Here is a 22,946-nt window from a genome sequence, read left to right as displayed (position 1 = left end):
AAATGGGGAAAGGTATGCGCTTTCGCGCACTGGTTGCCGTCGTAGGACTGCTGCTTACGGCAGTGACCGTCGAGGCCTTCGCTGCCACGCAGGTCAAGAGCATGCGCCTGTGGCGGGCGCCGGACAACACACGGCTGGTCTTCGACCTCTCCGGTCCCGTGGAACACAGCGTGTTCACCCTGACCGCGCCGGATCGCCTGGTCATCGACATCAACGGTGCCACCCTGGCCGCGCCGTTGACCGCCTCCACTTCCAACACGCCGATCACGGCCGTACGCTCGGCCCAGCGCACGCCCACCGACCTGCGCGTGGTGGTCGACCTGAACAAGGCCGTCACCCCAAAGAGCTTCACCCTCGCGCCCAACGCCCAGTACGGCAACCGCCTGGTGGTCGACCTGTACGATCAAGAAGCCGATGCCGTGGCCGCTACCGCGCCACCGACCCCGGTCGCCACCGCACCGACCCCGCCTGCCGTGCCGGTCACCCCGACGCAGCCGGCGATCAAGCTGCCGCCGGTGCCGAACGGCAAGCGTGACATCGTCATCGCCATCGACGCCGGTCACGGCGGCGAGGACCCGGGCGCCTCGGGCTCCCGTGGCCAGCATGAGAAAGACATCGTCTTGCAGATCGCCAAGGAGCTGCAGCGTCAGATCAACAACGAGAAGGGCTTCCGCGCCGAGCTGACGCGGACCGGCGACTACTTCATTCCGCTGCGCAAGCGTACGGAAATCGCCCGCAAGAAGGGCGCCGACCTGTTCATCTCGATCCACGCCGACGCCGCGCCGTCCACGGCGGCCTTCGGTGCCTCGGTGTTCGCCCTGTCCGACCGCGGCGCGACCTCCGAGACCGCGCGCTGGCTGGCGGACAGTGAAAACCGTTCCGATCTGATCGGCGGTGCCGGCAACGTCAGCCTCGACGACAAGGACCGCATGCTTGCTGGCGTGCTCCTGGACCTGTCGATGACCGCATCCCTCAGCTCCAGCCTGAACGTCGGGCAGAAGGTGCTGGGCAACATCGGCCGGGTCACCTCGCTGCACAAACGTCGTGTCGAGCAGGCCGGGTTCATGGTGCTGAAGTCGCCAGACATCCCATCGATCCTGGTGGAAACCGGCTTCATCTCCAATGCCAACGAGGCCTCCAAGCTGGCCACGGCGAGCCACCAGCAATCCCTGGCGCGCTCGATCAACAGCGGTGTGAAGCAGTTCTTCCAGCAGAACCCGCCACCGGGCACCTACATCGCCTGGCTGCGTGACACCGGCAAGATCGCCCAGGGCCCGCGCGAGCACACGGTGCGTCCGGGCGAGACCCTGGCCATGATCGCCGTGCGCTACCAGGTCAGCGTGGCCAGCCTGCGCAGCAGCAACAGCCTGAAAAGCGATGAGCTGAAGGTCGGCCAGAACCTCGATATCCCGGCCACCACCCTGGCGGGCCAGCCATGAGTTCTGCTTCACGCATCGAACTGCTCAGTCCGCGCCTTGCCAACCAGATCGCCGCTGGCGAGGTAGTGGAGCGCCCGGCGTCGGTCATCAAGGAACTGCTGGAAAACAGCCTCGACTCCGGTGCCCGGCGCATCGACGTGGAAGTGGAACAGGGCGGGGTCAAGCTGCTCAAGGTTCGTGACGACGGCAGCGGCATCGCCGCCGACGACCTGCCGTTGGCCCTCGCGCGCCACGCCACCAGCAAGATTCGCGACCTGGAAGACCTGGAACGGGTGATGAGCCTGGGGTTTCGCGGCGAGGCCCTGGCCTCGATAAGCTCGGTGGCACGCCTGACCCTGACCTCGCGTACCCGCGACGCCCAGCAGGCCTGGCAGGTGGAAACCGAAGGCCGCGACATGGCGCCGCGGGTCCAGCCCGCCGCGCATCCGGTGGGCACTTCGGTGGAAGTCCGCGACCTGTTCTTCAACACCCCGGCGCGGCGCAAGTTCCTCAAGACCGAGAAGACCGAATTCGATCACCTGCAGGAAGTGATCCGGCGCCTGGCACTGGCGCGCTTCGACGTGGGCTTCCACCTGCGCCACAACGGCAAAAGCATCCTCGCCCTGCATGAGGCGCCGGACGAGATGTCCCGCGCACGACGTGTCGGCGCGGTGTGCGGGCCGGGCTTCCTGGAGCAGGCGCTGCCGATCGAGATCGAACGCAACGGCCTGCGTCTGTGGGGCTGGGTTGGCCTGCCCACCTTCTCGCGCAGCCAGGCAGACCTGCAGTACTTCTTCGTCAACGGCCGCGCGGTGCGCGACAAGCTGGTCGCCCACGCTGTGCGCCAGGCCTACCGTGACGTGCTGTTCAACGGTCGACACCCGACCTTCGTGCTGTTCCTCGAGCTCGATCCGACCGGGGTCGATGTCAACGTTCACCCGACCAAGCACGAAGTGCGTTTCCGTGACGGGCGCATGGTCCACGACTTCCTCTACGGCACTCTGCACCGGGCGCTGGCCGACGTGCGCCCGGACGATCAGGTTGCGGCGCCGGCGGCGACCGAGGAAATCATCCGGCCGACCGGTCTGCAAGCTGGCGAATTCGGGCCTCAGGGCGAGATGCGCCTGTCCGCTGCCTTGCTCGAACAACCGCCTGCGTCGCCCACCTCGAACTCGGCCGGCAGTGGCCCCGGGGCTGGCTACCAATACCAGTACACCCCACGCCCAACCCCGCCAGTTGCCACGGGCGAGGCCCGCGAGGTGTACCGCGAGTTCTTCTCGCCGCTGCCGAATGCCGAGCCGGCGCCGCTGCCGCAAGGCGAGCGCGACATTCCGCCGCTGGGCTACGCCCTGGCGCAACTGAAGGGCATCTACATCCTCGCGGAGAACGCCCATGGTCTGATCCTGGTAGACATGCACGCCGCCCATGAGCGGATCATGTACGAACGCCTGAAGATCGCCATGGCCAGCGAAGGCCTGAGCGGCCAGCCGCTGCTGGTGCCCGAGTCTCTGGCCCTGAGCCAGCGCGAGGCTGATTGCGCCGAGGAGCATGCACAGTGGTTCCAGCGGCTGGGCTTCGAACTGCAGCGTCTGGGCCCGGAAAGCCTGGCGATCCGGCAGATCCCGGCCCTGCTCAAGCAGGCCGAGGCCAATCGCCTGGTGCAGGACGTGCTTGCCGACCTGATGGAGTACGGCACCAGCGACCGCATCCAGGCGCACCTGAACGAGCTGCTCGGGACCATGGCCTGCCACGGCGCCGTGCGCGCCAACCGGCGCCTGGCCATCCCCGAAATGAACGCCCTGCTGCGCGACATGGAAAACACCGAGCGTAGCGGCCAATGCAACCATGGTCGACCGACCTGGACCCAGATGGGCCTGGACGATCTCGACAAACTGTTCTTGCGCGGTCGTTGATCATGGTGGGTACCAAGCCTCCGGCGATTTTCCTGATGGGCCCGACCGCTGCGGGCAAGACCGACCTGGCCATCGAACTGACCAGGGTGCTGCCGTGCGAGCTGATCAGCGTCGACTCGGCGCTGATCTATCGCGGCATGGATATCGGCACGGCCAAGCCGTCGAAGGAGATTCTCGCCGCCTACCCGCATCGCCTGGTGGATATCCTCGACCCGTCCGAGAGCTATTCGGCCGCGGATTTTCGCAGCGACGCCCTGGAAGCCATGGCCGATATCACCGCACGCGGCAAGATCCCCCTGCTGGTCGGCGGCACCATGCTCTACTACAAGGCGTTGCTGGAAGGCCTGGCGGATATGCCGCCGGCTGACCCGCAGGTGCGTGCCGAACTGGAAGCCCAGGTACAGGCGCAAGGTTTGCAGGCGCTGCACGACGAACTGGCGGCAGTGGACCCGGTCTCGGCGGCACGCATCCATCCGAATGACCCGCAACGCCTGATTCGTGCACTTGAAGTGTATCGGGTGAGCGGTTTAACGATGACTTCACATCGTTTGCGTCAAGCTGAGCAAAGTAATAGCACTGACACTTCTGGGCAGGGGCAATTGCCCTATACTGTCGCCAGCCTGGCCATCGCTCCGCGGGACCGACAGGTGCTCCACGAGCGAATTGCAGCAAGATTCACGCAAATGCTGGAACAGGGCTTCATTGACGAGGTCCGATCGCTGCGGGCGAGAAGTGACTTGCACGCAGGGCTGCCGTCTATACGGGCGGTGGGTTATCGTCAGGTCTGGGATCATCTTGATGGCAAGCTGACTTCAGTTGAAATGCAGGAGCGCGGCATCATTGCCACTCGCCAGTTGGCGAAGCGGCAGTTTACCTGGTTGCGCAGTTGGGCCGATCTCCACTGGTTGGACAGCCTGGCTTGCGACAATCTGCCTCGCACCTTGAAATACCTCGGGACCGTCTCCATATTGGGCTGAATCCCGCAATTGCCGTCTATCCTTGGGGGTGGGGCGGCTTGAGCCATCAGTTTTCTTGTTTATTTACTATTGATCCTTACAGGAGTGCGGCATATGTCAAAAGGGCATTCGCTACAAGACCCTTACTTGAACACTTTGAGAAAAGAAAAAGTCGGGGTTTCGATCTATCTGGTCAACGGCATCAAGCTGCAGGGCACCATCGAGTCCTTCGACCAATTCGTCATCCTGCTGAAAAACACTGTCAGCCAGATGGTCTACAAGCACGCGATCTCGACCGTCGTCCCAGTACGTCCAATCCGTCTGCCTAGCGCAGCTGATGCCGATCACGGCGACGCTGAGCCAGGTAACGCCTGATAGGAGCCTGCTTTGTTCTTTGAGCGCCACGGTGGTGGTGAACGAGCCGTTCTCGTTCATCTGGAAGGTCAGAGCCCTGAGGCGCGCGAAGACCCGCAGGAGTTTCAGGAGCTGGCGCTGTCGGCCGGTGCCGATATCGTCGCGCTCGCCAATGTGGCGCGACACCAGCCCACGGCCAAGTTTCTGATTGGCAGTGGCAAGGTCGAGGAACTGCGCGATCTGGTCAAGGCCGAAGAGGCTGACCTGGTGATCTTCAACCACACCCTCACCCCAAGTCAGGAACGCAACCTCGAACGCGTTTTCGAGTGTCGCGTGCTTGACCGTACCGGCCTGATCCTCGACATCTTCGCTCAACGCGCGCGGACCCATGAGGGCAAGCTGCAGGTAGAGCTGGCTCAGCTCGAACACATGAGCACGCGCCTCGTCCGCGGCTGGACCCACCTTGAACGGCAGAAGGGGGGTATCGGTCTGCGCGGTCCGGGTGAAACCCAGCTGGAAACCGACCGCCGCCTGCTGCGGGTACGCCTGCGACAGATCAAGGCACGCCTGGAGAAGGTGCGCAGCCAGCGCGAACAGGCGCGGCGCGGACGTAAACGCGCCGATGTTCCGTCGGTTTCACTGGTGGGTTACACCAACGCCGGCAAATCGACCCTGTTCAACGCCATGACCTCGTCCGAGGTCTACGCCGCCGACCAGCTCTTCGCGACTCTCGACCCGACCCTGCGCCGTCTCGAACTGAGCGACATCGGGCCGATCGTGCTGGCGGACACCGTGGGCTTCATTCGTCACCTGCCTCACAAGCTGGTCGAGGCTTTTCGGGCTACGCTCGAAGAGTCGAGCAACTCCGACCTGCTGCTGCATGTGATCGATGCCCACGAGCCCGAGCGCATGGCGCAGATCGAACAGGTCATGGAAGTACTCGGCGAGATCGGTGCCGAAGGCTTGCCGATCCTCGAGGTGTATAACAAACTCGACCTGCTTGAAGGCATTGAGCCACATATTCAGCGCAATGCCGACGGCAAGCCAGAGCGTGTATGGGTCTCGGCCCGCGAGGGTCGCGGTCTGGAGTTGGTGGGGCAGGCGATTGCCGAGTTGCTGGGGGATGACCTGTTTGTCGGTACCCTTCGCCTGGAACAGCGCTACGCACGTTTGCGTGCGCAATTCTTCGCGGCGGGGGCCGTGCAGAACGAAGAACACGACGAAGAAGGCAGCAGCCTGCTGGCCGTTCGCCTGCCACGGGTCGATTTCAACCGCCTGGTGGCGCGCGAAGGGTTCGAACCGGTCGAGTTCCTCGAACAACACACTTTGCAATAAAAGCCTGACGACGCGGTCAGGCAGCCGTGACAGGCATTCTGTAGCATTGGACGGCGCGCCGTTGGCGCGTCTTTGCTTTATCAGATGGAGAGCGCTATGGCTTGGAATGAGCCGGGTGGCAACTCGAACAATCAGGATCCCTGGGGTGGGCGCCGCGGCGGTGGTGGCGGCGGCGACAAGAAAGGCCCTCCGGATCTCGACGAGGCCTTCCGCAAGCTGCAGGATAGCCTGAACGGCATGTTCGGCAGTGGCAAGAAACGTGGTGGCGGCGACAGCCTTCCCAAGGGTGGCGGCTTCGGCTTGCTGGGCGTTGGCCTTGCCGTGCTGGCGGCCATCTGGCTGTACAGCGCAGTCTACGTCGTGGACGAGCAGGAGCAGGCCGTGGTGCTGCGCTTCGGCAAGTACTACGAAACCGTCGGACCGGGCCTGAACATCTACTTCCCCCCGATCGACCGCAAGTACATGGAAAACGTCACGCGTGAGCGTGCGTACACCAAGCAGGGCCAGATGCTGACCGAGGACGAGAACATCGTCGAGGTGCCGCTGACCGTGCAGTACAAGATCAGCAACCTGCAGGACTTCGTGCTCAACGTCGACCAGCCCGAGGTCAGCCTGCAGCACGCCACCGACAGTGCCCTGCGCCACGTGGTGGGTTCCACCTCCATGGACAAGGTGCTGACCGAAGGCCGCGAGCAGATGGCGATCGAGATCAAGGAGCGTCTGCAACGCTTCCTCGACACCTACCGCACCGGTATCACCGTGACCCAGGTCAACGTGCAAAGCGCGGCAGCCCCGCGTGAAGTGCAGGAAGCCTTCGACGACGTGATCCGTGCCCGCGAAGATGAACAGCGCGCCCGCAACCAGGCCGAGTCCTACGCCAACGGCGTGGTGCCGGAAGCCCGCGGTCAGGCGCAGCGCATCATCGAGGACGCCAACGGCTACCGCGACGAAGTCGTTTCCCGCGCCAAGGGTGAGGCCGACCGCTTCACCAAGCTGGTGACCGAGTACCGCAAGGCGCCGGAAGTCACCCGCGAGCGTCTCTACCTGGAAACCATGCAGGAAGTCTACAGCAACACCAGCAAGGTCCTGGTCACCGGCAAGGACGGGCAGAACAACCTGCTCTACCTGCCACTGGACAAGATGGTCGACGCCAGCCGCAACGCCAATGCACCGGTCAGCGTTCCCGCGACCTCGGTCAATGACGCGGCGAACCGTGCTGCCGACCTGCAACAGCAACAGTCGCAACTGCGCACCAGGGAGAGCCGCTGATGAGCAATAAATCGCTGATCGCCCTGATCGTCGGCGTGGTCCTGGCCATCGTCGCCTGGAACAGCTTCTACATTGTGGCCCAGACCGAACGCGCAGTACTTCTGCAATTCGGTCGTGTGGTCCAGGCGGATGTCCAGCCGGGCCTGCACGTGAAGGTTCCCTACGTGAACCAGGTGCGCAAGTTCGACGCGCGGCTGATGACCCTCGACGCCCCGACCCAGCGGTTCCTGACCCTGGAGAAGAAAGCGGTGATGGTCGACGCCTATGCCAAATGGCGGGTGAAGGACGCCGAGCGTTTCTACACCGCGACCTCCGGCATGAAGCAGATCGCCGACGAGCGTCTGTCCCGTCGTCTGGAAAGCGGCCTGCGTGACCAGTTCGGTAAACGCACGCTGCACGAAGTGGTGTCCGGTGAGCGCGATGCGCTGATGGCCGACATCACCGGCTCGCTGAACCGCATGGCAGAGAAGGAGCTGGGCATCGAGGTGGTCGACGTTCGCGTCAAGGCCATCGACCTGCCGAAGGAAGTGAACCGCAGCGTGTTCGAGCGGATGAGCACCGAACGTGAGCGGGAAGCCCGCGAGCATCGCGCCAAGGGTAACGAGCTGGCCGAAGGCATCCGTGCCGACGCCGATCGTCAACGCCGCGTGCTGCTGGCCGAAGCCTATCGGGAATCGGAAGAGACCCGCGGTGACGGCGATGCCCAGGCAGCGGCGATCTACGCCAAGGCCTACGGCCAGGACCAGGACTTCTACGCGTTTTACCGTAGCCTGAATGCCTACCGCGAGAGCTTCAGCAGCAAGAACGACGTTCTGGTCCTTGACCCGAGCAGCGAGTTCTTCCGCTTCATGAACAAAGCGAAACCGTGACACCCGATCACCCCGCTGGGCGGCTAATACGTCTGGCGGGGTGATTTCTGCAAGACAACGGGTGTATGATGCGGCAGCCGGGAAATTCCCGGCTTTTTTGCGTCTGCGGGATCGAATGACCCCAGGCACGACGCGAACCAGGATTCACGAGGGTATCGGCACTGCGGCAACGCTGGAATCGGCGCTGCGCGCGTGATTTGCCGGGACCTGCTTCACTCACGGCTGGCCCGCGGGCAGGCCGCCCGGACCACAGGGGAAAAGGCGTAATGGCAACGGTAGACCGCTGGCTGCTGCCAGATGGCATCGAAGAAGTACTGCCACCTGAAGCGACGCGCATCGAGATCGCGCGTCGCCAGGTGTTGGATCTGTTCCAGAGCTGGGGTTACGAGTTCGTCGTGACTCCCCATATCGAGTACCTGGAATCGCTGCTCACCGGTGCCGGCCAGGACCTGGACCTGCGTACCTTCAAGGTGGTCGATCCACAGTCGGGCCGGCAGATGGGCTTTCGCGCCGACATCACGCCGCAGGTCGCTCGCATCGATGCGCACACCCTGCGCCGCGAAGGCCCGACCCGCCTGTGCTACGCCGGCAGCGTGCTGCACGCCCAGCCACGGGCGCTGTCGACCTCGCGCAGCCCTATCCAGCTGGGTGCCGAGCTGTACGGCGACGCCAGCCCGGTCAGCGACGTGGAAGTGATCAGCCTGATGCTGGCCATGCTGCAACTGGCCGACGTGCCGGACGTGCACATGGATCTAGGGCATGTCGGCATCTACCGCGGCCTGGCCCGTGCCGCCGGCCTGTCCGGCGCGGTCGAGCAACAGCTGTTCGATGCCCTGCAACGCAAGGCCATCGACGAAGTGGTGGCCCTGACCGCCAACCTGCCAGCCGACCTGGCCGGCATGCTCCGCGCCCTGACCGAGCTGTGTGGCGGTCGCGAAGTGCTGGAAGCGGCCCGCGTGCGCCTGGGCCGTGCTCCGGCTGCCGTACTGGCAGCCTTGGATGACCTGCTGGCGATCGCCGACCGGCTGACCGCGCGTTATCCACAGCTGCCGCTGTATTTCGACCTGGGCGAACTGCGTGGCTACCACTACCACACCGGTGTGGTGTTTGCCGCCTTCGTCCCGGGTGTCGGCCAGTCGATCGCCCAGGGTGGTCGCTACGACGACATCGGAGCGGACTTCGGCCGGGCACGCCCGGCCACCGGTTTCTCCACGGATTTGAAGACCCTGGTCACACTGGGGCGGGCAGAGGTCGTATTGCCCACTGGCGGGATCTGGATGCCCGACAGCGGCGACGCGGCTCTGTGGCAGTTGGTCTGCCAGTTGCGCAGTGAAGGCCAGCGGGTTGTGCAGGCACTGCCTGGCCAGCCACTGGCGGCCGCCGTCGAGGCGGACTGCGACCGGCAATTGATTCTGCAAAACGGGCTCTGGCAGGTTCTGCCACTGGCCATCTGAGATTAGTCGCCGGCCCTCTCGCCGGCGCCAAGTTTGCGCGAATGAGGACAAGTGTTATGGGTAAGAATGTCGTAGTCCTGGGCACCCAGTGGGGTGATGAGGGCAAAGGCAAGATCGTCGATCTGCTGACCGAACATGCCGCCGCCGTAGTGCGCTACCAAGGTGGCCACAACGCCGGTCACACCTTGGTGATCGACGGTGAGAAAACCGTGCTGCACCTGATCCCTTCGGGCGTTCTGCGCGAAGGCGTGCAGTGTCTGATCGGCAACGGCGTAGTGGTTGCACCCGACGCGCTGATGCGTGAAATCATCAAGCTGGAAGAGAAGGGCGTACCGGTTCGCGATCGCCTGCGCATCAGCCCGGCCTGCCCGCTGATCCTCTCCTACCACGTTGCCCTGGACCAGGCGCGCGAGAAGGCCCGTGGCGAGCAGAAGATCGGCACCACCGGTCGCGGCATCGGCCCGGCCTACGAAGACAAGGTCGCGCGTCGCGGCCTGCGCGTCGGCGACCTGTTCCACCGCGAGCGTTTCGCCGCCAAGCTCGGTGAGCTGCTGGACTACCACAACTTCCAGCTGGTCAATTACTACAAAGAGCCGGCCATCGACTTCCAGGAAACCCTGGACCAGTGCATGGCCTACGCCGAGCAACTGAAGCCGATGATGCTCGACGTCACCGCCGAGCTGCACGCCCTGCGTCGCGCCGGCAAGGACATCATGTTCGAAGGTGCACAAGGCTCGCTGCTGGACATCGACCACGGTACCTACCCGTACGTGACCAGCTCCAACACCACCGCCGGCGGCATCGCCACCGGTTCCGGCGTTGGCCCGATGTACATCGACTATATCCTCGGCATCACCAAGGCCTACACCACCCGCGTCGGTTCCGGTCCGTTCCCGACCGAACTGTTCGACGACGTCGGTGCCTACCTGGCCAAGCGTGGCCACGAGTTCGGTGCCACCACCGGCCGTGCCCGTCGTTGTGGCTGGTTCGACGCCGTCATCCTGCGTCGCGCCATCGACGTCAACAGCATCTCGGGTCTGTGCCTGACCAAGCTGGACGTGCTGGACGGTCTGGAAACCATCCGTATCTGCGTGGGCTACAAGAACGAGAACGGCGCCGTCATCGACGCACCGACCGATGCCGACAGCTACATCGGCCTGGAGCCGGTGTACGAGGAAATGCCGGGCTGGACCGAATCGACCGTGGGCGCCAAGACCCTGGAAGAACTGCCGGCCAACGCCCGTGCCTACATCAAGCGTGTGGAAGAGCTGGTCGGCGCGCCGATCGACATCATCTCCACCGGCCCTGACCGTAACGAGACCATCGTGCTGCGTCACCCGTTCGCGTGATCTAGCTCAAGCGTTAAAGACAAAGGCTCCTTTTTAGGGGCCTTTGTCATTTCTGTCTCCCTCCCACGGCACAAGCCTTGCTGTGAAATTGCCTTCAGGGATGCCATCACTGTAATGGCTCCGAAAAGCAGAGGGATTTATTGTGTCTGCCATTATCTCATTGTTACGAAGCCGCCTCTTGCGGCCTGTCTTTGTGGCACTTGGTATCGCTCTTTTGGTGCAAGTGGTGGTCGCCGTGGTGCTGACTCGCAGCACGGTCACCGCACTGGAAGCCGATCTGGGCAATCGCATGGGGGCCGATAGCCAGAAACTAGCGTCGGATCTGGACCAGGCGGCGAAGGAAGTCAGCTCGGGCTTGAGCAGTCTGTCCGAAAGCACCCGGCAACGGCTGACCGCCGGTTTGTCGTCGCGACTGGAAGAAGAACAGGCGCAATTGCGCGCCACCCTGGAGAAGAACCTGCGCGACTCGGCCAACGATATGGCCGAACTGCTCGCCTCGGTGGCGCCCCGGGCCATTTGGGATGTGGACGTGCCGACCCTGTCGGAGTTCGCCCGCCGTGCCCAGCGCAATCCCAACGTCCTGTTCGTGGTCTACGACAACGACAAGGGTGAACACCTGACCCGTTACCTTAACCGTCAAAATCCGATCAACCAGGTCCTGCTGGAAAAGGGCCAGGGCGAGCGTGCGCTGGACAAGGTCCTCGACGCCGCGCGCAACGACCCGGCAGTGTACTTCGTCGAAGCCTCGATCAACCCCAATGGCGTCGAGATCGGCAAGGTGTTGATGGGTATCTCCACCGCCTCGGTGGATACCGAGCTCAAAGCGCTCGACAAGCGTTTCTCCGCCCTGATCGCCAGCGGCGACCAACTGGTGGCCGACAGCCTGACCAGCGCCGCCGCCGACAGCACCAAGACCTTGCAGAGCCGTCTGGAGACCGCGCAGAACAGCGCCCTGCAGATGAAGGCCAATACTTCGCAGTCGGTACAGGAGGCGGCGACCATGCTGCGTTGGCGCATCGGCCTGGGCCTGGCCCTGGTCGGCTGCGGCGTGCTGCTGGTGGTCGCGGTGGTCTTGGGTCGCCGCGTGGTCAACAAGCTGCGCCTGCTGATCGCCGCGCTCAACGACCTGGCTGCTGGCGAAGGTGATCTGACCAAGCGCGTGGCTATCGACAGCCGGGACGAGATCGGCGACATGGCGGCAGCGGTCAACCGCTTCGTCGACAAGCTCCAGCCGATCGTCCGCGAAGCCGGCGAAGTGGCCCAGCGTACCGGCGTCGAGATCAGCAGCATGGCCCAGCGCAATGCCGGTGCCGATTCCGCGGCGGCGATGCAGCGCGACGAAGTGGCCGAGAGCCTGCGCGCACTTTCGAGCATGGCCGACGAGGCCCAGGCGGAAAGCCGCGCGATGCAGGAAGCCCTGCAGCAGGTGGTGGACATTCGCCAGGCTACCGACGAGAACAGCCGGACCTCGGCCCAGGTCGCCAAGCTGATCGAAGCGCTGGCAGGGCAGGTGGATACCGGCTCCAAGGTGATCGAACGCCTGGCCGAGCAGAGCGAGCAGATCGAAGTGGTGCTGACGGTGATCCACGGCATCGCCGAACAGACCAACCTGCTGGCGCTGAACGCGGCGATCGAGGCGGCGCGGGCCGGCGAGACCGGGCGCGGCTTTGCCGTGGTGGCCGACGAAGTGCGGGCCCTGGCGAGCAAGACGCAAAGCTCCACCGGCGATATCCAGGCCCATATCGGTGCCTTGCAGCAAGGGGCCAAGGAAGCGGTGGCGGCCATCAGCCAGGCCGGGCGCCAGGCCAGCGAAGGCTTGCTGGTGCTGCGCGACAACGCGCGTCTGCAACAGTCGGTGCAGGTCTCGGTGGAGCAGGTGCACGCGGCCATTGGCCTGGCTACCCGCGCGGCCGAGCAGCAGGCACAGGGCGCGCAGGCGGTACGGGGTCGGGTGGAGAACATCCATGCCCAGGCCGAGCGTGCTGCCGAGGTGGTCATGCAGACCACCGCCAGCAGCAAGGTCCTCGATGGCCTGGCGGCCCAGCTCAAGGCCAGCCTGGGCCAGTTCCGCGCCTGATCAGGCGCGGTTCAGGTACATCCGGGTGGTCAGCAGGTACACCGGCAACCCGGACACCAGGATCAGCAGCGCCGCATAGGGCGCTGCCGCGGCGAACTCGACGTTGGCGGTGTGCGCCCAGACCTCGGTGGCCAGGGTGGTCATGCCGGTGGGGCTGAGCAGCAGGGTCGCGGTCAGCTCCTTCATGGCGTCGAGGAACACCAGGGCGAAGGCTGCGGCCAGGGCCGGGAAGATGATCGGCAGGGTCACCCGGCAGAACGCCATGAACGGTGTCGCGCCGAGGGTCCTGGCGGCTTCTTCCAGCTGCGGCGCGGCCTTGGTCAGTGCCGTGCGCACCGGCGCCTGGGCCAGGGGCAGAAACAGCAGGGCGTAGGCCAGCAGCAACAGCCCGGTGGTCTGGTACATCGCCGGCACATAATGCAGAGCGAAGTACACCAGGGTCAGGGCGATCACCAGGCCCGGCAGGGCATGCAGCAGGTACGGCAGGCGCTCGGCCCAGATCGCCAGGCGACCCTTGTAGCGCACTACCAGGAAGCTCACCGGCAGGGCCAGCAACAGGCTGACGCCCGCGCCACCCAAGGACAGCGACAGCGACGAGAGCAGCGCCCGGCTGATGTCCGCCACCGGGAAGGCTGCCGACGAACCCACGCTCAACCAGTACGCCAGCATCCCCAGCGGAATCCCGCTGCCGAGGATCGCCAGGCCCAGGCAATACAGCTGGCCGACCGGCATCCAGCCGCGCAGGCGCACCGGCGCGCCGCGCCGGGCGACGCCCTGGCCGATGCGCACATGCCGCGCCTTGCCGCGCACCCGCAGCTCCAGCCACAACATCAACAGGCACATCAGCAGCAGCACCGCCGACAGCATCGCCGCGTTGGCGTTGCTGAACTCCAGTTCGAACTGCTGGTAGATCGCTGTGGTGAAGGTCTGCAGGTTGAGGATCGACAGGGCGCCGAACTCCACCAGCATGTGCAGGGCGATCAGCAGGCTGCCGCCGAGGATCGACGGCCACAGCAGCGGCAGGGTGACCCGGCGGAACACGGCCCAGCGGTTGCAGCCCATGGTCCGCGCCGACTCCTCCAGTGAGGTGTCGAGGTTGCGCAGGGTCGCCGCCACCGGCAGGAATACCAGCGGGTACTTGGACAGGCTCATTACCAGGATGGCGCCCCACAGCCCTTCGAACTTCGGACTCAGGGACACCCAGGTGAAACCGCTGACGAACGACGGCACGGCGAACGGCAGGCACAGGATCACGCCCCACAGGCGCCGTCCCGGCAGGTCGCTGCGTTCCAGCAACCAGGCCAGGGACATCCCGACTACCGCGCAGGCGACTGTGACTCCGACCATCAGCAGCAGGGTGTTGCGCATCAGGCCCCAGACGAAGGGCCGCCAGATCAGGCGCAGGGCCTCATGCCAGCCGGCCTGCCAGGTCTTCAGCGCCACATACAGCAGCGGCAGCAGGCTCAGGCCCACCAGTAGCAGGACCGGCAGTACCACCCAGATCGAAGGTCGCTTGCGCCGCGGCACGAAGCCGGTGCCTGGCGCCACGGGAAGCGCGGCGCTCATCAGAGCAGGCCGACTTCGCGTTCGAGCTCCAGCGCTTCCTCGGCATTACCCAGGTCGGCCGGGGTGATCTTCGGTGGACGCAGGTCTTCGAACGGCTTCAGGCCCTGATCGGAGACCATGCCCTTGTGCAGCGGGTATTCGGCGGTGGTCTGGGTGATAACCCGCTGGCCTTCCTCGCTGGCCATCCAGGCGAGCAGGGCCTGGGCTTCTTTCGGGTGCTTGCTGGCTTTCACTGCGGCAGCGCTGGAGATGGTCATCAGGCCGCCAACGTCGCCATCCGCCAGGTAGTAGAGCTTGGAGTCAAGCTGGCCGCGTTCTTTCTTCAGGGCGTACCAGTAGTAGTTGTTCACCAGCACCGCGGCGACTTCACCGTTTTCCACGGCCTTCAGGGCAACCATGTTGTTGGTGTAGGTCTTGCCGAAGGCCTTGAGGCCGGTCAGCCATTCCTCGGCGGCTTCACGGCCGTGCAGTTTCAGGATGGCCACAGCCTGCTCCTGGAAGGCGCCGCTGGTGGGGACGAAGCCGATCTTGCCGTCCCACTCGGGATCGGCGAAGTCCATGACCGATTGCGGCAGGTCCTTCTCGTCGATCTTCTTCGGGTTGAAGGCCACCACGCGGGTACGCGCGGTCACGCCCATCCAGGTGCCGTTGGCGGCGACGAATTCCTTGGGCAGGACTTCGAGGGTCGACGGGTCGATCTTCGCCAGCAGGCCAAGCTCGCCAAGGTTGTTCAGCGGTGGCGATTCTTCGGTGTAGATCACGTCGGCAGGGGAGCGGTCGCCTTCTTCGATGACCTGGCTGGCCAGCTGGTTGCTGCTGCCCTTGCGGATATTGATATGGATGCCGGTCTTGGCCTCGTAGGCCTTGGCGATGGCTTCGCCGATTTCCTTGTGCTGGCCGTTGTAGAGCGTCAGGGTCACAGGATCGGCGGCCATGGCGGCCGGCGCGGTGAGTACCAGGCCAAGGAGGGAGATGGCCAGGCTGCGCAGAATCGGAGTACGGCGGATCGTCATGCGGGTGGTTCCTCGCTTACGGCTACATATTTGGAAACAATGGTAAACGAAATCGTTTCTCAAGTGGCCGGATGGCGGGAATTTCATGAGCTGGCTATCGGATTTTGATGTCGTCCTTGTTGCCCGCGATGAGGCCATCAGCAACACCCTCAATTCCAGCCAGCGATACCACCGTGCGAAGCCAGGATCCGATCCTGGGTCATCAACGCCTCGACCAGGAAAAAGGTGGCACACGCCGACTCCACCAACTGCTCCTGCTCCCCGGTCCGGTAGTAATGCCCAACGAAGCACCCCTGTTGCACCTCGCTCGACAGCAACGCCTCGATCTGCCGACAGGCCTGATCTCGCCAGTCATTCATCCCCGGCAGGCACTGCCACAAGCGCAGCAACGCCACCGAAGCGATTGCCACCGCGCAGGGATCGGCATCCGCCGGCGTCAGGTTGCCTTTGCCGGCCGCCTCACCCCAGCGCCGCAGCCAGTATGCGCAGGCTTCCCGCGCCGGTGCGGCATACTCGCCGCCATACATCCCCACCGCTTCGGCCAGCCCGAGCATGGCCCAGGCCTGTCCTCGTGCCCATTCGCCTGCCGGGCCACGCTGGAAACGGCCTTGCTCATCGCGATGAGCATGACTGGCCCAGGCGCCGTCCCCGGTGCGCAGGGTCCGCAGGCACAGCGCCAGATGACTGCGCGCCATCTCCCGCTGCTGCCCGTCACCCTGCAGGTGCATCAACGCCAGGGTTGGTGCCAGGGCATCGATATTGAGGGTCGCCTTGCCCTTGTCGCCGCCGCCCATGCCGGGGCCCAGCGGCCAGCCGCCGATCTCCGGGCAGAAATCCCGAGCCAGGGCGTCGGCGGCACGCAAGGCCAGCTCCCGTGCCGATTGATCCTGGGCCAGGCGCCCGCCAAGGGCCGCGCCGTACCAGAACACGAAACTGCGGTTCAGGCTCGGCTCGTCCAGCTGGGCGACCAACTGGCGACTCCAGAACACCGCCTGATCCAGATCCTCACTGAGCTCGGTGTATGCGGCGCGCCGCCACCACAGCGCGGTCCAGAACCCGCCGAGCCAGGAGCCGCGCCGCGAGAGCTTCCATTTGCGCTCCCGGGGCAGACGGTATAGCGGGAACTGCTCGCCGCACTGCCGGGAAATCCCGTCGAGCTGCTTGAACAGGGCGTTGACCACCGCCTGGCGTTTACGCTGTGCCGGCATGGGGACGGGCCTCCTCGCCACGACGGGCGCGATACAGGTTGCGGCATAAGATGGCGCCGAGACACAGGGCGAACACCAGCAGGGTCCAGGCCGCCGAGAAACCACCCGGCTGGCGTAGCAGGACGCCGAACACCGGCGGGCCCACGGCGATACCGCCGAAGAAGCCCAGCGAGAGCATCCCCGCGCTGCTCGCGACGCCGCCGAAGCGGGCATCGCGCAGGAGCATGCTCATGGCCACGGCATTGCTCGCCACCAGGCTCAGGCCCATGCCGATCACCCCCAGCCACAGCGGCCAGTGCCGCTCGGGCAGGGCCTGCTGGAGCACCAGCACGGTGCCCAGGCCGAACAGGAACAGCCCGCCGAGCAACGTCGTCTCGTCCTTGAGGCGCGAACCCAGCGGCGTCAGCAGCAGCCGCGAAAGAATGCCCATCAGCCCGAATACACTGACCATCAGGCCGATGGTCGAGGCGCCCACGCCGAGGCTGCTGGCGTACACGCCGAAGAAGGTGATGAACGCCGACAGGCACAACCCGGCACAGGCCTGGATCGCCATCAGGCGCAGCAACCAGCCGTTGGCCTTCGCTACCCGCAGCGGTGGACGCGGACCCGGTGCCGGCGCAGCCACCCGGCCCGGCACCCACAAGGCGAACTGCAACGCCACCGGCACCCAGCAGGCCAGCGCCAGGCGCCAGCCGATCAGGGCACTGAGGAACGGCAGGGCCAGCCCGGCGATCAGCGCCGACAACTGCACCCCGGCCTGCTTGGTGCCGACCAGCGCCGCCTTCGGCGCATCGACGGTCTGGGCGATGGCCTGGTTGGTCGCGGGATTGGCCAGGGCCTGGGCCACGCCGCAGAACGACAGGGCGATGACCACCCCGACGAACCCCGGCAGCACCGCCATCAGGCTGAACGACAGCGCTACCAGCAGGAACAGCGCCAGCAAGCCGTTGCGCGAGCCGATCCGCGCCACCAGCGCCCCGGCCCAGGGCGACAGCAGCGCCGCCAGGCCGAAGGCGCTGGTGGTCAGCCAGCCGAGCTGTTCGCGGTCGATATGCAGGTCGGCGATCAGTTGCGGGCCGAGCACGCCGAGGGCGTAGAAGATCATCATCGGCATGCCCATGGCGCTGGTGAGCAACGCGGCCAGGGCGACGTGCTTTTTCATGGCGTCACCTTGCCCAGTTGCAGCGACGGCGCGCGGCTGTCGAAGGTCTTGCCCGGTGCCGTGGCGGCCAGCAGGTCGCGGCCGAGGGTGCTGATCAGCGCGTCATCGGTGCCGTCGAGGATGTGCGTGGTCCGCGCATGGCGGTATATCCCCGACAACGGCGACAGCTCGCTGAGGCCCTCGGCGCCCATGATCTGCATCGACGAGTCGACCGCGCCGGACAGCGCGTCCGAGGCCGCCAGCTTGGCCAGATTGACCTCGATGGCATTGGCCACGCCAAGGTCGAACTTGTCCGCCGCGTCCCGCAGCAGGCCGCGGGCGGCGGCGATATCGCGGTACACCTGGTAGACCCTTCCTCGAACAAGCTGCTTGTCACCCAGCCGCGCCAGCTCGCCGCGCGGCGAATGCACCCGTGCGCAGAGATCGTCGAAGCAGCGCTGGGCCAGGCCCAGCCAGTGCGCGGCGCGCAGCAGGCGGCCGAGACCGAGGCGGCGCTGCATGAGGGCGATGCCCTGACCGGGTTCGCCGAGTACCTGTTGCGGCGCGACCTTCACCTCCTCGAAGCGCAGTTCGCCCTGGCCCTGCTGACGCCCGAGCAGGGCCAGCGGGCGGATGAACTGGAAGCCGGGACTGTTGGTGGGTACCAGCAGCATCGACAGCGCCGTGCCCACCGGGCCGTCACCGGTCCGGGCGATCACCGTGGCGAAGTCGGCCCGGGCGGCGCGGCAGATGAACCACTTGCGCCCGCTCAGGCGCCAGTGATCGCCGTGCCAGTCGGCGCGGCTACCCATGGTGGCGGGAATCGAGCCGATGCTGTCCGGTTCCGACATGGCGTAGCACGGCACCTGCTCGCCGCGCAGCAGCGGCAGCAGGAAGCGTTCGCGCTGCTCGGCGCTGGCATGGCGGTCGAGCATCCAGGTGTCGAGGGTGGCGTCGCAGCCGAGGATCGCCGGGGCGAATTCGCTGCGGCCTTCCTCGGCGGCCACAGCCAGGTAATCCACCAGGCGGGTGATCGGGCTGCCGGGGTAGAAGTTGCCGAACACCCCGGCGGCCTGGGCCTTGACCTGCAGCTCGGCGGCCAGCACCGCGGCGGCCTTGTCATAGGCGCCCAGTTCCAGCTCCCGGGGCAGGATCTGCTGTTCGACGAAGTGGCGGACCCGCTGGGCCCGCTCGTTGTTTTCGTTGCTCATGGCTCAGCCCACCTGGCGCGCGGGTTCGACGAGGCCGGCGGCATCATCGGCCAGGGCACGCTTGTCGATCTTGCCCGCCGGGGTCAGCGGCAGGTGCCGGTAGAAGCGCAGGTATTCCGGCAGCTTGTTGACTTCCAGCCCCTGCTCTCGCAGGAAGCCGGTGATGTCCGCCAGGGCGAACTTCGCTGCGCCTTCGCGCAGGGTCACGCACAGGCACACGCGCTGGCCTAGGTCCGGGTCGGGCACCGGCACGCAGGCCACGGTGACCACGTCCGGGTGGCCCATGACCAGCCCTTCGATCTGCACCGGGCTGATGTTGGCGCCGCCACGGATGATGATGTCCTTCTTGCGCCCGGCCAGGACCAGGTAGCCCTGCGGATTGATGAAGCCGAGGTCGCCGGTCTTCACCCAGCCCTCGGGGTCGCGGTAGCGCTCGTCCAGCTCGGGGGCGTTGACGTACTGCATCGGGCTCAGCGGACCGCGGGCGGTGATCTCGCCGACATCGCCCTGGGGCAGCTCGCGGCCAAGGTCATCGACGATACGGATCTCGCACACCGCCGGGTTCGGCTTGCCGACGCTGTTGAGCACCACGTCGATCGGATCGTCGAGGGTGTTGTGGCAGTTCACCCCGTCGGCCGAGCCGTACAGGCTGATGAAGCCGCAGCCGAAGTGCTCGGTGCAGCGCAGCACGGTGGCTTCGTCGATCACCGAGCCGCCGCAGATCAGGCCGCGCAGGCTGGACTTGTCGATATCCGCCAGGGCCGGGTCGGCGGCGATGCGCTGGAGCATGGTCGGCACGCCGAGGATGAAGCTCGGGCGCAGTTCCGCGATGGCCTTGATCGCCTCGGCGACGTCGAAGCGCGGCAGCACCACCAGCGAGCCGCCGAGCCAGCAGAGCACGCCGAAGGTGGCGGTGGAGCCGAACGACGAACCCAGCGGCACCAGGTACAGGCCACGGAAGGCCGCGCCGTCGTCGCTGATGCGTTGCAGGAAGCGTCCGCGTCCGCCCACCAGGGCGTTGTGCGAGTAGGCCACCAGCTTGGGTTCGGACTCGGTGCCGGACGACACCAGCAGGCGCACCGGCGAATCCGGGCAGACCCTGGGCAGGGCAGCATCATCGATCGGCGGGCTGTCGAGCAGGGCATCGAGGGTCGACCAGCCGGCACGCGGCTCGCCGTCGACGATCAGGATGCGCAGCGACAGCAGGGTCGGGCGCAGCGATTCGATCACGTCGCACAGGTCGATGCCGGCGTATTCCTGCGGCACGATCACGGCGCGGGCATCGCAGCGGCGTACCAGCGACTGGATATCCAGCTTGCCGCGACCCGGCGGGAACGGCGCGACGATGGCGCCCAGCGCGGCCACCGCGAGGTCGATGGCGCAGCAGCGCCAGGTATTGCTCAGCTGATAGGCCACCACATCACCGGCGACGATGCCGGCCCGGCGCAGGCTGGCCGCCATGCGCAGGGTGGCGTCGAGCAACTGGCCGTAGCTGACGGTGTCGTCCGGCGAGAGTACCGCGGCCTTGTCCGGCGCTTCGCTGGCGCGCTGGCGGAACAGGCTGAAGACATCCTGGTTCGGGTAGCTGCCGTCTTCGCTCCAGCGACGACGGGTGTGCAGGGGGACGAGGTCAATGATGCCGGCAGTATTCATCGGAAACTCCACGGAGATTGAACGGAACGGTAGGCACGCTGGGCCAGGCTCGGCGCCAGGCGCGGATCGGCGGCGAGCAGGGCGAGGTCTTCATGGGCGGTGCTGGCGGGGATGCCCGCTTCCAGGCAGGCATCGACCCAGTGGTTGGTGCCTTGCTGGGCCAGGTGCACGTCGAGGCGGCACGGATCGGCGTTGCCGCCGAGCAGACGGGCCAGCGCCTGGTGTTGCTGGCGGGTCTGGCAGTCGAGGGCGAGCACGCCGTCGGCGGTGCGGAACAGCCCTTGCAGCAGCGGTTCGGGGGTGTCGCAACGGGTATCGAGGAGCAGGTCGGCGGCGCCCAGCAGCGAGCTGTGTACCTGGGAGCCATGGCCGTGCAGCTCGCGGTCGAGCAGGGCGGCGCAGATGCCCTGGGCGCTGATCACCCCGCCGAGCACATCGAGGGCGGTGAACAGGGTGCCGCCCCGGGTGCCGGAAGCGCTGGCGATGCGCGAGGCCACGCCGGACCAGGCCTGCACGGTGAAGTCGGTTCCCGGCGCATCGACCCGGGCATCGCCCCAGCCACCGGCGTAGGCGTGGACCAGCGATGGCCGGGTGGGGTGCAGGTCGGCGGCGTCCAGTTGCAGTTCGGCGGCCTTGCCCGGGGCCCAGTTGTGCAGGAACACGTCGGCATCGCGGCACAGCTCATGGAGCTCGGCGCGGCCGGCGGCGGACTTGATGTCCACCTCGCGCACGTCCTTCAGGTGGTTGAGCGCGTCGAAGCGCACCGAGCAGTCATCCGCGCACGGCGGCATGTTGCGCAGCGGGTCGCCGCCCGGCGGTTCGAGACGGATCACCTCGGCGCCGAGCAGGGCCAGCAGGTGGCCGGCCAGGGGGCCCTGGATGCGCCGGCAGGATTCCAGCACGCGGATGCCTTGCAGCGGCAGGCGCTCGGGCGCTGCACCGCGTTCGGCCTTGCTGCGCGGGCCCCGTTGCAGTTGCCAGGGGGCGCTGGCGCTGATCGGGTAATCGTTGTCGGCGCGACGTTGCGCCGGGTCGCGTACTGGCACCAGAGCCATGCCGCTTTCGTCGGCGATGGCCTGGATGCGGGCCAGCGGCAGCGCGGCGAGGGCGTCCAGGCACTCGGCCGGGATCGGCGCGACGGCGCGGGCATAGCGCAGCAGGAAGCGCTGCCAGGCCTTGCCGGCGATGGTGTCGCTGACCCCGAGGACATTCCAGAAACGCCGCCACGGCTGGCTGTCGAGGGTTTCCAGTTCGAACAGCACGCCATCGGCGGAAAGGAACGGTGGCCGGGCCAGGGCATCGTCGGCGCCGGGCAGCAGGCGTTCGGCGTCTTCCGGAGCGGTGGCGCCGGCCAGGTACTGGCCGATGCTGAGCAGGGCGCCGGCGGCGGGTTGAAGGGTCACATCACTGAAACGACCACCGCGCAGCTGGCCCAAGGCGGCCGCCAGGCTGCCTTGCCAGGCGAGGGCGGCGTTGAGGGTGGAGAGATAGTTCACGCCCAGGGCCTGGAGCCTGCCACTGGCGCGGCCGTGCACCGACATGAGACCGCAGGTGGCCTGGAGCGTGAATTCGGTGGACAGCTCCAGGGGCAGCGCCGGAAGGCCGGCGAAGCGGGTCTGGAGCGGTTGCAGATCGGGGTGCAGCAGTTGCAGCGCCGGACCATCGGCGGCGCCGTCGGCATGCCGCAGGCCGAGGCAGTCGCCCTGGCGTTGCAGGGCGGCGCCCAGGCCCTGCCAGGCGGGCAGGCAGGGGCCGCTGCGCCAGCTCAGGCTGGCGTCATCCAGGATTCGGGACATGATGGATACCTCGGAGGTGGATCGGAGTCCGGGTGGTGCGGGCCGTTTCGCGGGGCGTGGATCGCGAAACGGCGTTCTGGCCTCAGCCGCCGGCGACGGCAGGCAGTACGGTCAGCTTGTCGCCCGGCGCGATGCTGGTGGCCAGGCCGGCGGCGAAGCGGATGTCATCGTCGTTGACGTAGATGTTGACGAAGCGGTGCACCTCGTCCTCGTGCACCAGGCGGGCCTTGATGCCCGGGTAGCGGCTGTCGAGGTGGTCGATGACGTGGCCTACCGTCTCGCCTTGCGCCTCGACCTTCTTCTGGCCATCGGTGAGCGGACGCAGCAGGGTTGGAACCATGACTGAAACCGACATGTGAATCTC

At 66.2% G+C, this 22,946-nt stretch carries 18 protein-coding genes; 10 read left to right on the top strand and 8 right to left on the bottom strand.

Annotation, left to right across the window (positions count from 1 at the left end; translation table 11 throughout):
• Positions 1 to 2 precede the first annotated feature (2 nt).
• The 10 genes from AC5QPF_RS29185 to AC5QPF_RS29140 all read left to right on the top strand — a co-directional run bounded on the left by AC5QPF_RS29185 (position 3) and on the right by AC5QPF_RS29140 (position 12,994).
• The gene (locus tag AC5QPF_RS29185; RefSeq protein WP_494961055.1) at positions 3 to 1,439 is read left to right on the top strand and encodes an N-acetylmuramoyl-L-alanine amidase; all 1,437 of its coding nucleotides are present in this window, start codon (positions 3 to 5) and stop codon (positions 1,437 to 1,439) included.
• Positions 1,436 to 3,331 carry a DNA mismatch repair endonuclease MutL gene (mutL, locus tag AC5QPF_RS29180; protein WP_494961054.1) on the top strand — a complete coding sequence of 632 codons (1,896 nt, stop codon included), beginning with the start codon at positions 1,436 to 1,438 and terminating at the stop codon, positions 3,329 to 3,331. Before AC5QPF_RS29185 ends, mutL begins: the two co-directional genes overlap by 4 nt.
• A gap of 5 nt (positions 3,332 to 3,336) precedes the next feature.
• Complete coding sequence (gene miaA / locus AC5QPF_RS29175; protein WP_494964272.1) at positions 3,337 to 4,308, top strand: tRNA (adenosine(37)-N6)-dimethylallyltransferase MiaA; 972 nt, start codon at positions 3,337 to 3,339, stop codon at positions 4,306 to 4,308.
• 93 nt (positions 4,309 to 4,401) lie between these two features.
• The gene (hfq, locus tag AC5QPF_RS29170) at positions 4,402 to 4,662 is read left to right on the top strand and encodes an RNA chaperone Hfq (RefSeq protein WP_009399549.1); all 261 of its coding nucleotides are present in this window, start codon (positions 4,402 to 4,404) and stop codon (positions 4,660 to 4,662) included.
• A 12-nt stretch (positions 4,663 to 4,674) separates the two neighbouring features.
• Positions 4,675 to 5,976, top strand: a complete 1,302-nt coding sequence (gene hflX / locus AC5QPF_RS29165) for a ribosome rescue GTPase HflX (protein ID WP_494961053.1) — start codon at positions 4,675 to 4,677, stop codon at positions 5,974 to 5,976.
• Between the two features lie 96 nt (positions 5,977 to 6,072).
• Positions 6,073 to 7,245 (top strand): FtsH protease activity modulator HflK, encoded by a 1,173-nt coding sequence (gene hflK, locus AC5QPF_RS29160; RefSeq protein WP_494961052.1) that lies wholly within the window; start codon positions 6,073 to 6,075, stop codon positions 7,243 to 7,245.
• On the top strand, positions 7,245 to 8,114 hold the full coding sequence (hflC, locus tag AC5QPF_RS29155) for a protease modulator HflC (RefSeq protein ID WP_330077176.1): 870 nt from the start codon (positions 7,245 to 7,247) through the stop codon (positions 8,112 to 8,114). Before hflK ends, hflC begins: the two co-directional genes overlap by 1 nt.
• 266 nt (positions 8,115 to 8,380) lie before the next feature.
• Complete coding sequence (locus AC5QPF_RS29150; RefSeq protein ID WP_494961051.1) at positions 8,381 to 9,568, top strand: ATP phosphoribosyltransferase regulatory subunit; 1,188 nt, start codon at positions 8,381 to 8,383, stop codon at positions 9,566 to 9,568.
• Positions 9,569 to 9,624: 56 nt separating this feature from the next.
• Positions 9,625 to 10,917 carry an adenylosuccinate synthase gene (locus tag AC5QPF_RS29145; protein ID WP_494961050.1) on the top strand — a complete coding sequence of 431 codons (1,293 nt, stop codon included), beginning with the start codon at positions 9,625 to 9,627 and terminating at the stop codon, positions 10,915 to 10,917.
• 142 nt (positions 10,918 to 11,059) lie between these two features.
• Positions 11,060 to 12,994: a methyl-accepting chemotaxis protein gene (locus tag AC5QPF_RS29140; protein ID WP_494961049.1), complete on the top strand. Its 1,935-nt coding sequence runs from the start codon at positions 11,060 to 11,062 to the stop codon at positions 12,992 to 12,994.
• On the opposite strand, the gene AC5QPF_RS29135 is transcribed toward AC5QPF_RS29140, so the two are convergent.
• The 8 genes from AC5QPF_RS29135 to AC5QPF_RS29100 form a co-directional block, all read right to left on the bottom strand.
• Positions 12,995 to 14,560: an ABC transporter permease subunit gene (locus AC5QPF_RS29135; RefSeq protein WP_494961048.1), complete on the bottom strand. Its 1,566-nt coding sequence runs from the start codon at positions 14,558 to 14,560 to the stop codon at positions 12,995 to 12,997.
• Positions 14,560 to 15,573 (bottom strand): extracellular solute-binding protein, encoded by a 1,014-nt coding sequence (locus AC5QPF_RS29130; protein WP_494961047.1) that lies wholly within the window; start codon positions 15,571 to 15,573, stop codon positions 14,560 to 14,562. Before AC5QPF_RS29130 ends, AC5QPF_RS29135 begins: the two co-directional genes overlap by 1 nt.
• A 149-nt stretch (positions 15,574 to 15,722) precedes the next feature.
• On the bottom strand, positions 15,723 to 16,781 hold the full coding sequence (locus AC5QPF_RS29125; RefSeq protein WP_494961046.1) for a glucuronyl hydrolase: 1,059 nt from the start codon (positions 16,779 to 16,781) through the stop codon (positions 15,723 to 15,725).
• A complete protein-coding gene (locus AC5QPF_RS29120; RefSeq protein WP_494961045.1) occupies positions 16,765 to 17,943 on the bottom strand; it encodes an MFS transporter in 1,179 nt (392 codons plus the stop codon). Before AC5QPF_RS29120 ends, AC5QPF_RS29125 begins: the two co-directional genes overlap by 17 nt.
• Positions 17,940 to 19,133 carry an acyl-CoA dehydrogenase family protein gene (locus tag AC5QPF_RS29115; protein WP_494961044.1) on the bottom strand — a complete coding sequence of 398 codons (1,194 nt, stop codon included), beginning with the start codon at positions 19,131 to 19,133 and terminating at the stop codon, positions 17,940 to 17,942. The genes AC5QPF_RS29120 and AC5QPF_RS29115 overlap by 4 nt, the downstream gene beginning before the upstream one ends.
• A 3-nt stretch (positions 19,134 to 19,136) precedes the next feature.
• Positions 19,137 to 20,786 carry an AMP-binding protein gene (locus tag AC5QPF_RS29110; RefSeq protein WP_494961043.1) on the bottom strand — a complete coding sequence of 550 codons (1,650 nt, stop codon included), beginning with the start codon at positions 20,784 to 20,786 and terminating at the stop codon, positions 19,137 to 19,139.
• Positions 20,783 to 22,582 carry a CoA transferase gene (locus AC5QPF_RS29105; RefSeq protein ID WP_494961042.1) on the bottom strand — a complete coding sequence of 600 codons (1,800 nt, stop codon included), beginning with the start codon at positions 22,580 to 22,582 and terminating at the stop codon, positions 20,783 to 20,785. Before AC5QPF_RS29105 ends, AC5QPF_RS29110 begins: the two co-directional genes overlap by 4 nt.
• An 82-nt stretch (positions 22,583 to 22,664) precedes the next feature.
• Positions 22,665 to 22,937 carry a MoaD family protein gene (locus AC5QPF_RS29100; RefSeq protein WP_494961041.1) on the bottom strand — a complete coding sequence of 91 codons (273 nt, stop codon included), beginning with the start codon at positions 22,935 to 22,937 and terminating at the stop codon, positions 22,665 to 22,667.
• Positions 22,938 to 22,946 lie beyond the last annotated feature (9 nt).

It is taken from the genome of Pseudomonas sp. Con_6 (genome assembly GCF_059379395.1).
The sequence above is the reverse complement of the archived record's forward strand: the minus strand, read 5'-3'. Positions and strand labels throughout refer to the sequence as shown.

Bases quoted from the DNA above. Each gene is read 5' to 3' on its own strand.
- AC5QPF_RS29130 (WP_494961047.1), bottom strand. From the start codon at position 15,573: ATGACGATCCGCCGTACTCCGATTCTGCGCAGCCTGGCCATCTCCCTC.
- AC5QPF_RS29135 (WP_494961048.1), bottom strand. From the start codon at position 14,560: ATGAGCGCCGCGCTTCCCGTGGCGCCAGGCACCGGCTTCGTGCCGCGG.
- AC5QPF_RS29120 (WP_494961045.1), bottom strand. From the start codon at position 17,943: ATGAAAAAGCACGTCGCCCTGGCCGCGTTGCTCACCAGCGCCATGGGC.
- AC5QPF_RS29150 (WP_494961051.1), top strand. From the start codon at position 8,381: ATGGCAACGGTAGACCGCTGGCTGCTGCCAGATGGCATCGAAGAAGTA.
- AC5QPF_RS29125 (WP_494961046.1), bottom strand. From the start codon at position 16,781: ATGCCGGCACAGCGTAAACGCCAGGCGGTGGTCAACGCCCTGTTCAAG.
- AC5QPF_RS29110 (WP_494961043.1), bottom strand. From the start codon at position 20,786: ATGAATACTGCCGGCATCATTGACCTCGTCCCCCTGCACACCCGTCGT.
- hfq (WP_009399549.1), top strand. From the start codon at position 4,402: ATGTCAAAAGGGCATTCGCTACAAGACCCTTACTTGAACACTTTGAGA.
- AC5QPF_RS29115 (WP_494961044.1), bottom strand. From the start codon at position 19,133: ATGAGCAACGAAAACAACGAGCGGGCCCAGCGGGTCCGCCACTTCGTC.
- AC5QPF_RS29100 (WP_494961041.1), bottom strand. From the start codon at position 22,937: ATGTCGGTTTCAGTCATGGTTCCAACCCTGCTGCGTCCGCTCACCGAT.
- mutL (WP_494961054.1), top strand. From the start codon at position 1,436: ATGAGTTCTGCTTCACGCATCGAACTGCTCAGTCCGCGCCTTGCCAAC.
- hflC (WP_330077176.1), top strand. From the start codon at position 7,245: ATGAGCAATAAATCGCTGATCGCCCTGATCGTCGGCGTGGTCCTGGCC.
- AC5QPF_RS29185 (WP_494961055.1), top strand. From the start codon at position 3: ATGGGGAAAGGTATGCGCTTTCGCGCACTGGTTGCCGTCGTAGGACTG.
- AC5QPF_RS29145 (WP_494961050.1), top strand. From the start codon at position 9,625: ATGGGTAAGAATGTCGTAGTCCTGGGCACCCAGTGGGGTGATGAGGGC.
- AC5QPF_RS29105 (WP_494961042.1), bottom strand. From the start codon at position 22,582: ATGTCCCGAATCCTGGATGACGCCAGCCTGAGCTGGCGCAGCGGCCCC.
- hflK (WP_494961052.1), top strand. From the start codon at position 6,073: ATGGCTTGGAATGAGCCGGGTGGCAACTCGAACAATCAGGATCCCTGG.